The organism is Promineifilum sp. (SeqCode) (assembly GCF_041918635.1).
Lineage (GTDB): Bacteria > Chloroflexota > Anaerolineae > Promineifilales > Promineifilaceae > Promineifilum.
Map to the genome: position 1 here is coordinate 33,575 of NZ_JAYRVJ010000009.1, position 11,732 is coordinate 45,306.

The 11,732-nt window shown below is 69.5% G+C and carries 10 protein-coding genes; 9 read left to right on the plus strand and 1 reads right to left on the minus strand.

All coding sequences use genetic code 11. The annotated features are described in order from the left end of the window. Nucleotides 1–34 precede the first annotated feature (34 nt). Entirely contained in the window at nt 35–3,181 is a 3,147-nt protein-coding gene (locus ACE3UY_RS00415) for a DNA polymerase III subunit alpha (RefSeq protein ID WP_374685578.1), read from the minus strand. 73 nt (nt 3,182–3,254) lie between these two features. Here ACE3UY_RS00415 and ACE3UY_RS00420 point away from each other — a divergent pair, with 73 nt between their 5' ends. From ACE3UY_RS00420 to ACE3UY_RS00460, 9 genes are all read left to right on the plus strand, one after another. Then, on the plus strand, nt 3,255–3,983 hold the full coding sequence (locus ACE3UY_RS00420; protein WP_374685579.1) for an SDR family oxidoreductase: 729 nt from the start codon (nt 3,255–3,257) through the stop codon (nt 3,981–3,983). Next, entirely contained in the window at nt 3,980–4,420 is a 441-nt protein-coding gene (locus ACE3UY_RS00425) for a pilus assembly protein CpaE (RefSeq protein ID WP_374685580.1), read from the plus strand. The genes ACE3UY_RS00420 and ACE3UY_RS00425 overlap by 4 nt, the downstream gene beginning before the upstream one ends. Before the next feature lie 26 nt (nt 4,421–4,446). Then, nucleotides 4,447–4,950 (plus strand): hypothetical protein, encoded by a 504-nt coding sequence (locus tag ACE3UY_RS00430; protein WP_374685581.1) that lies wholly within the window; start codon nt 4,447–4,449, stop codon nt 4,948–4,950. A gap of 10 nt (nt 4,951–4,960) precedes the next feature. After that, nucleotides 4,961–6,367: an L-seryl-tRNA(Sec) selenium transferase gene (gene selA / locus ACE3UY_RS00435; RefSeq protein ID WP_374685582.1), complete on the plus strand. Its 1,407-nt coding sequence runs from the start codon at nt 4,961–4,963 to the stop codon at nt 6,365–6,367. A 91-nt stretch (nt 6,368–6,458) separates the two neighbouring features. Further along, complete coding sequence (tsaD, locus tag ACE3UY_RS00440; protein WP_374685583.1) at nt 6,459–7,481, plus strand: tRNA (adenosine(37)-N6)-threonylcarbamoyltransferase complex transferase subunit TsaD; 1,023 nt, start codon at nt 6,459–6,461, stop codon at nt 7,479–7,481. Between the two features lie 40 nt (nt 7,482–7,521). After that, the gene (locus ACE3UY_RS00445; protein ID WP_374685584.1) at nt 7,522–8,676 is read left to right on the plus strand and encodes an ATP-binding protein; all 1,155 of its coding nucleotides are present in this window, start codon (nt 7,522–7,524) and stop codon (nt 8,674–8,676) included. Continuing rightward, nucleotides 8,673–9,911, plus strand: a complete 1,239-nt coding sequence (locus ACE3UY_RS00450; RefSeq protein WP_374685585.1) for an alanyl-tRNA editing protein — start codon at nt 8,673–8,675, stop codon at nt 9,909–9,911. Before ACE3UY_RS00445 ends, ACE3UY_RS00450 begins: the two co-directional genes overlap by 4 nt. 39 nt (nt 9,912–9,950) lie before the next feature. Beyond that, on the plus strand, nt 9,951–10,655 hold the full coding sequence (locus ACE3UY_RS00455; RefSeq protein WP_374685586.1) for a Crp/Fnr family transcriptional regulator: 705 nt from the start codon (nt 9,951–9,953) through the stop codon (nt 10,653–10,655). Between the two features lie 172 nt (nt 10,656–10,827). Next, nucleotides 10,828–11,732 (plus strand): ArnT family glycosyltransferase (locus ACE3UY_RS00460; protein WP_374685587.1); only part of this gene is annotated, 905 nt, incomplete at its 3' end.

Here is an 11,732-nt window from a genome sequence, read left to right on the forward strand (position 1 = left end):
ATTATGAATTATGAACTTGTGACCTGAGCTTTGCTTAATAATTCATAATTCTTAATTCTTCCGCTTGAAACCACCCATTCCCCCACTCATCCCGCAACCACCGCCCGGCCAGCCGCATCGGCCGCCACACCGGCCGGCGTACGCGCTCCGCGGCCAACTGCTTGTCCAGCCGGGCAATGACGAACGTCTCACCGTCGCCGATGAAGAACCCCGGCCCGCCCGGCCAGCCCGGCACACGCACCGCGCTCACCACCACTGGCCGGCCCGGCATGTCCGGCAGCCGGCGCAACGGCGTCGCCCCCTCCGGCGGCGCGACCAATTCGAGCGGATGGACGCTGACCGGCTGCCCGAGCAGCTCCGTCTCCCAGGTCGCGCGCTGGGCGGCCGTCTCGGCTGGCGGCGGGTCGCTGCCGGCGAAGGCGAAGCTCAGCTGGCGGGCGCTGCCGGCCCGGCCGGCCGTGTGCGCCTCGTCGAGCATGGCCGCCCGGCTATCCCCCAATCCATCCAGCGCGCCGCAGCGGATGAGATGGGTAATCTCCTTGGCCTGGAGCGGCACGCGGGCCAGCAGATCGCCGGGGCTGTTGTAGGGCGCGGTCAATCGCCCCGTCGCGATAGCCCGCACCGACGCTGCGCGCAGGTCGCGCACCTGTCCCAGCCCCATCCACAGGACGGGCTGCTCCCCCTCGTAGCTCAGGGCGAAGCGCGCCTCGCTGTGGTTAACGTGGGGCGGCCGGACGGCGATGCCCAGCCGGGTTGCCTCGGCCATGTAGATCGCCGGGTGGTGGAAGCCGCCCGCGTCGGCCAGCCGGGCGCACAGAAACTCGGCCGGCCAGTGGGCCTTCACGTAGGCCGAGCGGTAGCTCACGTTGGCGTAGGCCGTGGCGTGTCCCTGGTTGAAGCCATAGCCGGCGAAGGCGATGACCTGCTCCCACAGGCGGGTCGCCCCCTCGCGGCTCATGCCCGGCCCCTCCGGCGCGGGGCGACCGCACCCCTCCACGAACGCGGCGGCCAGCGCGGCCATTTCATGCTCCCGGAAGCGGCTCATGCCCCGCCGTAACCCGTCCGCCTGCTCCCAACTCAGTCCGGCGATCTCGCGGGCCAGCCGCAACACCTGCTCCTGGAAGAGCAGCACGCCCTGAGTTCGGCTCAGGATCGGCTCCAGCGAGGGGTGGAGGTAGGTCACCCGCTCCTGGCCGCGATAGCGCCGGATGAAGGCGCGGACCATGCCGCCCATGGCCGGGCCAGGCTTGAAGAACGCCCCGGCAACGGCCAGATCGGCCACGTTGCGCGCCGCCAGTTGGCGCAACGTGCGCCGCGCCCCGGCCGATTCGCACTGGAAGACGCCGATCGTCTCCGCCTCGGCCAGCAGGTCGCCCGTCGCCGGATCGTCGGCGGGGATGGCGTCGAGTTGGAAGACCGGGTCGTGATGGCGGCGCACCAATTCGGCGGCATCGGCCAGCACCGTCAGGGCGCGGATGCCCAGGAGGTCGAGTTTGGGCAGGCCGATGGCCTCCACGTCGGCGTGCTCGTACTGCGTCGCCAGGAAGCCCTTGGCCGACAGTAGCACCGGCACGGTGTCGGTCAGCGGGCCGGGGGTGATGACCACGCCGCCGGGGTGCAGCCCGGCGTGGTGGGGCAGGCCCACCAGGCCATACGCCTCCCGGACGACTTCACGATGAATCGGGTCATCAAGCTTCGCCAGCACGTCTTCTACCGTCTCAGTCGAGCGGCGGCGTGGGTCGGGATGCCACCCTTCCGGCAGCAGCTCGACCAGATGATCAATCACCTCGTCCGGCAGGCCGTACGCCTTGCCCGTTTCGCGCACCGCCGAGCGCGGCCGGAAGGTGTTCATCGTGCTGACCAGCGCTACCCGGTCGTCGCCATACGTCCGGCGAATATAGTCCAGCACCTCATCGCGGCGGCGGCTGCAAAAGTCGAGGTCGATGTCGGGCGGGCTGCGGCGGGCCGGGCTGAGGAAGCGCTCGAACAGCAGGTCGTGGGCCATCGGGTCTACGCCGGTGATGCCCAGGCAGTAGGCCAGTAGCGAGTTCGCCACACTGCCGCGGGTGCTGACTGGGATGCCAGCCGCGCGGGCGAAGCGGACGACGTCGGCCACCAGCAGAAAGAGCGGCGCGTAGCCGTAGTCGCCGATGGCGGCGATCTCGCGGGCCAGCCGCTCGCCGGCGGCTGGCGGCGCGTCGGCCGGGTAGCGCGCTGCCAGCCCGGTCGCCGCCGCCTCGCGCAGCGCTTCGACCGGCGACCGCCCGCCCACGTCGGCCAGCACCGGCCACAGCAGTCGGCCGTCGGGCAGCGCCTCGCCGCACTCATCGGCTACCTCGCCAGCGGCGCGCAGCAGGTCGGGGCACTCCTCGTAACGTCGGGCCAGCTCGTCCGGCGCGGGCCAGGCGATGGCCGTCGCCGCCTCGCCGTAGTCGGGCAGTGTGCCGGCGATGGGCTCCCGTTCCGCCTCGGCCAGCGGGCGGTTGGCGTCGATGGCCGCCAGCAGGCGCAGGCGCGGCCGGCGCGCCTCCTCCAGGCAGAAGATAGGCTGGGCGGCGGCGACGCGCAGGCCGAAGCGCGCGCCGAGGGCCATGATCTCGTCCGCCAGCGGGCGCAGCGGCGGGGCCATCAGATCGGGACTGATGCTCAAAGCGCAGCGCTCGTCGAACAGGCCGCCCAGCCGGGCCACGTAGCGGGTGGCGGCGGCCAGATTGCCGGCGCGCAGCAGCCGCTCCAGCCAGCAGGTGCGTCCGCCGGTCACGCAAATGAGGCCGCGCGCGTGCTCCCGCAGTTCGGCCCACTGGAAGCCCATGCGCCGCCGCCGCTCGTAGTCGGGGTCGGTCCAGTAAAGCGAGGTGAGGCGGCACAGCGAGCGGTAGCCCTCCGGGCCGGCGGCCAGCAGTACCAGCCGGCCCCAACTGGCGTGCCGGTCGGGCCGCAAATCTTCAGCCGGCAGGGCCAGGCTGGCCGTCATGCCGATGAGGGGGCGTATCTCGGCCGCGCCACAGGCGCGGGCGAAGGCCACTGCGCCGTGCAAGGCGTTACTGTCGGTCAGGGCCAGCTGGCTCAGCCCGTCCTGCCGCGCGCGGGCCACGAGTTCCGCCGGCGAACCGGTCGCGCCCAGCAGCGAGAAATGCGAATGCACGTGTAAGTGGGTAAAATGGGCCGGTAGCGCGCTCATCGGTGCTCAATGATAGCATAGTGGCGCGCCATCCGGCGGGCAAGCGGCAAACAATGAGTGAGGGAAGGGCAAAATGACCGATCTGCGGGGAAAGACGGCGATCATCACCGGCGGCGGTAGCGGCATTGGCGAGGGCGTTGCCATGGCGCTGGCCCGTCACGGCATGAACGTGGTGATTTGCGGCCGGCGCGAGGCGGCGCTGGCCCGCGTGGTTGGGGCGATCGCGGCCGAGGGAGGCGCGGCGCTGCCCGTGGCTGCCGACGTGTCCCAGGAGGCGGACGCGGCGCGAGTGGCGGCGGCGGCGGTGGATACCTACGGGGCCGTCCACCTGCTGGTGAATAACGCCGCCATCTACGGCGGCGGGCCGATTCACGCCCACGACGTCGCGGAGTGGGATCGCGTCATGGCGGTCAACCTGCGCGGGCCATTCCTGATGGCGCGGGCCGTCCTGCCGCTCATGCGCCAGCAGGGCGAGGGGCACATCATCAACATCAGTTCCGAGTCGGGCGTGGAGTATTATGAGGGAGATGGCGCTTACGGCGTCTCCAAACACGCGCTGAACGCCCTGAGCGAGATCATCCAGCGCGAGAACCAGGCGCACAACATCCGCGTCAATGCCGTCTGCCCAGGCATGGTCGTGACCGAGATGACACAGGACTCGGTTGGGCTGAACCGCGAGCGCTGCCTCTATCCGGAGGACATTGCCGACCTGGTGCTGTGGCTGGCGACCCGCCGCGCCAACGTCAAGATCGGCCGGCCGCTGCTTATCCAGACCATGCTCAACCCGTGGGAGGCGTCATGATCCCCGTCGCGCTGGCCCTGGAACTCAAACAGGCCGGTCTGCTATGGCGCACCACCATGCACGACTTCTTCGCCATTCCCGACCGCGGCCTGGATGATCGCGTCTACGTCCTGGCCGACATGATGGCCTACACCGACCTGGTGCAGGGCTGGCCGGTGGTGGCCTTCCACGGCACGGCCGAGTGGGCGCTCGACTACATCTTCACCACTGAGGTCATCTGGCTGCCCACGGAGGAGCAGTTGCGCGAGGCGCTGGCCGGCGCCCTGGAACGCGCCGGAGACGAGGCCGCGCTGGAGTTGCGGCGCGTGGCCGGCGGCTATCGCTGCGCCATTGGCATCGGCGGCGAGCGGCTGGCCTTCGACGAGGCTACGGCCAGCGAGGCGTACGGCCGGGCGCTGCTCCATCTGCTGACCCAGCCTGGCCATGACGTAACATAATGGGTCAATTGGTGTATAATCCCGCCATGCGTAACTTTGCCCGGCGATTGGGAGTATTACCCGTACTGGCGCTCAGCGCCGGTCTGGTCGCGCTCGGCCTGTTGGCGGTCAATCGCGTCGTCAACACCATGTGGCCGTTCGACGTGAACCGCATCGAACTGGTTCGCGCCACGGCCCAGCAGCGCGTCGACGCGGCCATGCTGCTGGCTGCCGCCAACAACGAGATCATCCTGGCCTTCCTGGCCTCCGTCGTTGTGGCCGTCGCCGGGCTGTTCATGCCCCTGGCCTACTACCTGAACAAGCGCCTGAACCCACCCCACCTGCGCGACCAGCCGCCGAGCATCCTGGCCGTGCTGCGCCAATCGCTCTACGCCGGGTTGTGGGTTGCCTTCTGCCTCTGGTTGCAGATGAACCGCACCCTGGGCCTGGCCGTGGCGGCGCTGATGGCCGGCGTGTTCATCCTGTTCGAGCTCCTGCTGCAAATCCGGGCGCGCGCGGCGGCGGCCCAGGAGCAGGGTTCGCCCTCATAGGGGGTAGCGCGTGCCGACCACTATTGCCCCTCCCGCCAGCGCCTTGCGCGACTTGCCCAGTGTGGATCGTTTGCTCCGCGCTCCCGGCGCGGACGAACTGGCCGCGGCCTACGGCCGGCCACTGGCGACCGAGGCCCTGCGCGCCGCGCTGGATGAGGCCCGTGCCGCCCTGCGTGACGGCCGCGAGGATGAGGCCCTGCCCGATTGGGAACTGGTTGTCGGCGCGCGGGCCTGGCTGGAGAGCCTGCTGGCCCCCACACTCCGGCCGGTCATCAACGCCACGGGCATCATCGTCCACACCAACCTGGGCCGCGCCCCACTCAGCGACGACGCCCTGGCGGCGGTGGCCGCCGTCTCGTCCGGCTACTCGACGCTGGAATACGACCTGGAGGAGGGGCGCCGCGGCTCGCGCGCCGTCCACGCCGAGCGCCTGCTGGCGCGGCTGGTGGGCGCGGAGGCGGCGCTCGTCGTCAACAACAACGCGGCGGCCGTCCTGTTGCTGCTGACTGCCCTCTGCCGCGGGCGCGAAGTCATCATTAGCCGCGGCCAACTGGTGGAGATCGGCGGCGGCTTCCGCATCCCGGAAGTGCTGGCCCAATCGGGGGCGCGTCTGGTCGAGGTGGGCACGACCAACCGCACGTACCGGCGCGACTACGCCGAGGCCATCACCGAGGACACCGCGGCCATCCTGGTCGTCCACCACTCCAACTACCAGATTACCGGCTTTACCAGCCAGCCGGAACTGGCCGAATTGGCCGAACTGGCCCATGAACGCGACCTGTGGCTGCTGTTCGATCAGGGCAGCGGCGCGCTGCTCGACGTAGCCCCCTACGGCCTGGAGCCGGAGCCAACCGTGCCCGACGGCCTGCGCGCCGGCTGTGACGTGGTCGCCTTCAGCGGCGATAAGCTGCTGGGCGGCCCACAGGCGGGCATCCTGTGTGGCCGGGCCGACCTGGTAGCGCGCCTGAAGCGACACCCACTGGCCCGCGCCGTCCGCGCTGACAAAATGGCCCTGGCGGCCCTAACGGCGACGCTAGGCCACTATCTGACTGGACAGCCGGAGCGCGTGCCCGTCTGGGGCATGATCGCCCGACCGGCGGCCGAGATCGCCGCCGAGGCCGAGGCGTGGGCGGCCCATCTAACGCGGGCCGGCCTGCGCGCCGAGACGTTGCCGGGCGAATCGCGCGTCGGCGGCGGCAGTTTGCCCGGCGCGAGCCTGCCGACGCGGCTGGTGGCTGTGACGCCGGACGGGCTGAGCGCCGAGGCATTCGCCGCGCGGCTGCGGGCCGGCCGCCGGCCGGTCATTGCCCGCATCCAGGACGATCGCCTGCTGCTCGATCCGCGCACTGTGCTGCCGGGTCAAGCGGAGGCCCTGCTGCGGGCCGTCGAGCGGACGGCGATGAATCGCGGCTCGTAGTCAGACAATTCATTGCCGTTCTTCCGGCTCGCCAGAAGAACGGCAATGTATTGCCTGACTACGAACGAAGCGGCTTTGTGTTAGGATCATTATGGACGTAAAGGAACACTCGACCCGAATCCTGGCCATCGAAACGTCCTGTGACGAGACGGCCGCGGCGGTCATCGGCGACGGCGTCACCATCCTGAGCAACGTCGTCGCCAGCCAGACCGACCTGCACGCGCGCTACGGGGGTGTCTTCCCTGAAGTCGCCTCGCGCCAGCACGTCGAGGTCATCCACGCCGTTGTCGACCAGGCCATGCGTCAGGCCCATCTGGGTTTCGGCGACCTGGACTGCGTCGCCGTCACGCGCGGGCCGGGGCTGGTCGGGTCGCTGCTGGTGGGCATGAACTTCGCCAAGGGGCTGGCCGTCAGCCGCGGCCTGCCGCTGCTGGGCGTCAACCACATCGAGGGCCACATCTACTCCCTCTGGCTCACCGAGGTGGCCCCGGCCATCCGCTTCCCGGTGCTGACCCTGGTCGTCAGCGGCGGCCACACCGAGCTGTACCTGATGAGCGGCCACGGCCAGTACCAACTGCTCGGGGCCACGCTCGACGACGCCGCCGGTGAGGCGTTCGACAAGGTGGGCCGCCTGCTGGGTCTACCCTATCCCGGCGGCCCGGCCATCGATGAGGCTTCCGAACGGGGCAACCCGGCCGCCTACCGCTTCCCGCGCGCGGTGATGGAGCAGGAGCATGGCTACGACTTCAGTTTCAGCGGTCTGAAGACGGCCGTCATGCGCCAGGTCAGCCAGTACCATTCGCCGACAGTCATGCCCGTCGCCGACCTGGCCGCCAGCTTCCAGGCTGCCGCGGTGGAGGCGCTGGTCAGCAAAACCGCGGCCGCCGCGGCGGCGACGGGAGCCACCGCCGTCCACGTCGCCGGCGGCGTCTCGGCCAACCGGGCCTTGCGCGCGGCCATGACAGCGCGGCTGGACGTGCCGGTGCGCGTGCCGCCGCTGGCGCTCTGCACCGACAACGCGGCCATGATCGGCGCGGCGGCCCACTTCCACTTCATCCGCGGCCGGCGCGATAGCCTCGACCTGGACGTTGTACCGAGTTTACAGTTGACTTGAACGTTCCCAGACCTGTCAGGTCTAATTGGCACTGTATCTGATGAGTAACGAGACAGCCCCTCTCCCCCACATGGACAGCGCCGGCCTGGCGCTGAACGCCGACGCGCGCTTCCGCCACGTCTTCGCCGAGGGTTTCGACCCCATTCTGCTGACCGATCACACCGGCCAGATTCTCGACGGCAACCGCCAGGCGCTCAGCTTCTTCGGCATTGAGCGGCGGGCGTTGCTGGCGGCCAACATCCGCGACCTCCACCATCCGGCCGAGCCGCTGCCCGACGTGAACAAACTGACCGGCCCCGGTTCCAGCAGCTTCCAAAGCCGCGTGGTCGCCGGCCGCGTGAAGGACGGGCGGGAGCGGCAGGTGACGCTGGCCGTCGAGGTGCGCGCCCGCCGCCTGACGCCCGGCCGTGAAGGGACGTGGCAATGGATCTACCACGACGTCTCCAGCCGCGTCGAACTGGAGGAGATGCGCCAGGACCTCATCGCCATGCTCCTCCACGACCTGCAAAGCCCGCTGAGCAACGTCATCTCGGCCCTCGAACTGTTGCGCATGCAGATGGAGACGGCCGACAAGGACGAAGTACTGCTGTCGCTGCTCGACATCGCCTCGCGCAGCAGCGCCCAACTCCAGCGGCTCATCGCCTCGCTGATGGACATCAGCCGGCTGGAGGCGGGCCAGCCGGTGGGGCGGCAGACGGTCGTCAGCTTGCGCAAGCTGGTCAGCGACGCCTATGAGATCGAGGAGCCGAACTTCGCGCGGCGCGGCGTCGCCTTGCGCACAACGCTGGCCGACGATTTGCCGCCGCTGCTGGTCGAAGAGAACGTCATCACCCGCGTCTTGCTGAACCTGTTCGACAACGGCTTGAAGTATAGCCACAATGGCGAACAGATCCGCGTCGAGGGCCGTGCGGCCGACGATGGCATGGTGCTCGTTTCGGTCAGCGATCAGGGGGCGGGCGTCCCTAAGGAGTACCGCGAGGTCATCTTTGAGAAGTTCCAGCGCATCAAGGACGGCTCCTCGTCCAAGGGGCTGGGGCTGGGGCTGGCCTTTTGCCGGTTGGCGGTGGAGGCGCACGGCGGCCGCATTTGGGTTGATGATGCTGTGGGCCGTGGCGCGCGCTTCAACCTGACCTTGCCGGCCGCGCCGCTCCAGGCGCAGGCCATCGCCGACGGGGAGGACGGCGCCGCGTCATGAGCGGGCGGCGCGCCTACTATACCGACGCCTACACCACCCGGTTCGCATCGGTTGTCGAAGAAGTGACCGAGGAAGCTGGCCGGCCCGCCGTCCGGTTGGCCCAGACCTACTTCTATCCCACCTCCGGCGGCCAGCCGAACGATACCGGCTGTCTGCGCCAGAGGGATCGGACGGCGCGGGTGCTCGACGTGGTGGTGCGCGAGGCGGATGACGCCGTGCTGCACGTCCTCGACGGGCCGCTGAGCCTGGGCGAGGTGACGGGGGAGATCGACTGGCCGCGGCGCTTCGACCACATGCAGCAGCACACCGGCCAGCACATCCTCTCGCAGGCGTTCATCCGCGTGGCCGAGGCCGAGACGGTCGGTTTCCACCTCAGCCCCCAGAGCGTCACCATCGACCTGGATCGGGCCGACGTGACGCCGGAGCTGTGGCGCGCGGCCGAACTGCTGGCGAACGAGGTCATCTGGCAAAACCGCCCCGTCCACGCCCGCGAAGTCGAGCGCGCCGAGGCGGACGCGCTGCCGCTGCGCAAGATACCGCCCGGCCGCGACGGCCGGCTGCGGCTGATCGACATCGAGGGGTTTGACCTGACCGCCTGCGGCGGCACGCATGTGGCCCATACCGGCGCGGTTGGCGCGCTGAAGGTGCTCAAGGTCGAGCGGCGCGGCGCGAACGCCCGCGTCGAGTTTTGCTGCGGCGGCCGGGCGCTGGCCGACTACCGCCAGAAGCACGACGTGGTGACGGGCCTGGGCGAGGCGCTGACCACGGGGCAGGCCGACCTGCTGCCGGCGGTGGTTCGGCTACAGGACGAGGCCAAGGGATTGCGCGCCACGCTGAAGCGGCAGTCGGCGGCTCTGTTGGGGCTGGAGGCGCAACAGCTGCTGGCCGAGGCCGAGCCGCTGGGCGCGGCGCGCCTGGTGTGCCGCGTCTTCGCCGGGCGCGAGGCGGACGAACTGCGCCAGTTGGGCAAGCTGCTGGCCGAGGCGGGCGGGACGGTCGGCCTGCTGGGCAGCGCCGGGGCGCAGGCGCAACTACTCTTTTGCCGCTCGGCCGACGCGCCGGGGATGATGGGCGAGTTGATCAAGCCGGCGCTGGCCGCCCTGGGCGGGGCGCGCGGCGGCGGGAGGCCTACCTTCGCCCAGGGCGGGGGGCCGCCGGCCGGTGAGGCCGCCGTGACCGCCGCGCTGGCCGAGGCGCGTCAGCGGTTGCGGGCCGCCGCGAACGCAGTAGAATGAAGGGTGGAGCAAGAGGACGAGTGAGCGGGAGGATGGGAGATGGCAATACGGGATAGTAACGCCGCACAGGCCCTGCAGGTGGTGCCTTTCTTCACCAATTTAGGGGACGAGCACGCCAATGAACTCGCCACACGGCTGGTTCCCCGCCGCTTCGGCCCCGGTCAGGTGATATTTCACCTGGGCGACCCGGGCGGCCTGCTGTATCTGATCAGCCGCGGCAAGGTGAAGATCAGCCACACCACGCCCGAGGGGCAGGAAGTCGTGCTGGCGATCCTGGGCACGGGCGACTTCTTCGGCGAGCTGGCCCTGCTCGATGACTCCCCGCGCTCGGCCACGGCCGTCGCCCTGGAGCCGACTGAGACCTGGACGCTGCACCGCGAGGAGTTCATGCACTACCTGAGTGAGAACCCCGGTTTCGCCTTGCACGTGCTGAAGATGCTGGCCCGCGTCATTCGTCGGCTCAACACCCAACTGGCCGACATCTTCTTCCTCGATCTACCCGGGCGTCTGGCGCGGCTGCTGCTCAACCTGTCCGAACAGTATGGCCGCAAGACCCAGGATGGCGTCCTCATTGACCTGGCACTCACTCAGACCGACCTGGCCGAGATGACCGGCGCGACGCGGGTCAGCATCAACAAGGCCCTCGGCCGCTTCCGGCGCTCCGGCTGGATTCGCGTGAGCGGCCGGCGGGTGACGGTCGTCGATCAGGCGGCGCTGGAGGGCCTGATCGAGATCTCCGGGTAATTTCACTCCCCTGATTAGAAAGAGAGAAAAAGTACGCCGCAACCGCGCCTGTCGTGTATAAACATGAGATGGCGCGCTGATGGCACCTGGCCGGTATGGGCGGTGGAGCGGGCGTGGCAGCGAAAACCAAACCGATCCTTTCGGACTAGCGATTGATCAGACGACGATGGGCGTGACCGACATCGAACACGACAACCTGGACGCGGCGGCGCGAGCAGCGGCGCGCGCCGAGGCGCTGGTAGTCATCCTGCTCCTGGCGGTGCTCGCCCTGGGGGCCTATTTCCGCCTGGTCGGCCTCGATTGGGACGCTGGCAGCCACCTCCACCCCGACGAGCGCTTCTTGACCATTGTAGCCGGCAAGATCAGCGGCGTGGAGAACCCCCTCGACTACCTGCGCACCTCCCGTTCGACGCTCAACCCGTATAACTTTGGCGAATCTTTCTACGTCTATGGCAACCTGCCCATGACGGTGGTGCGCTACGCCGCCGAGTGGATGGCCGGCGTCTGCGACTTCGCCGCCGACGTGGCCGGCGCGCCGCTCGCCTGGTGCCAGCGCGTCTACACTGGCTACGACGGCATCCAGCTGGTCGGCCGCGCTCTGTCGGCGCTGGTCGATCTCGTCTCCATTCTGTTCACCTTCCTGATCGGCCGGCGGCTCTATAGCGCCTGGGCCGGCCTGTTCGCCGCGCTGCTTTTGGCTGTGGCCGTCATGCCCATCCAGCAGTCCCACTTCTTCACGATGGACAACTGGGCGACGGTGTTCACCACGTTGGCGCTCTACGCCGCCGTGCGCGCCGCCTCGCTGGGCGACGCCGAGCCGCGCTGGCGGCTGCGCTGGTGGGCGCTGTTCGGTCTGGCCTTGGGCCTGGCCGCCGCCTCGCGCATCAATATGGCGCCGTTGGCGTTGGTCATTAATGTGAGTGCGGTGATCTGGGTGGCGCGCCGGGGCGCCGGGGTGCAGGGGAGCGGGGGAGCGGGGGAGAGCGTTGCTCGTCGCTCGCCGCTCGTCGTTCAGCCGCGTGACCTGGAGCGGGCGCTCATCGGCATCGCCCTGGCCGCGATCGTGTCCATCCTGAC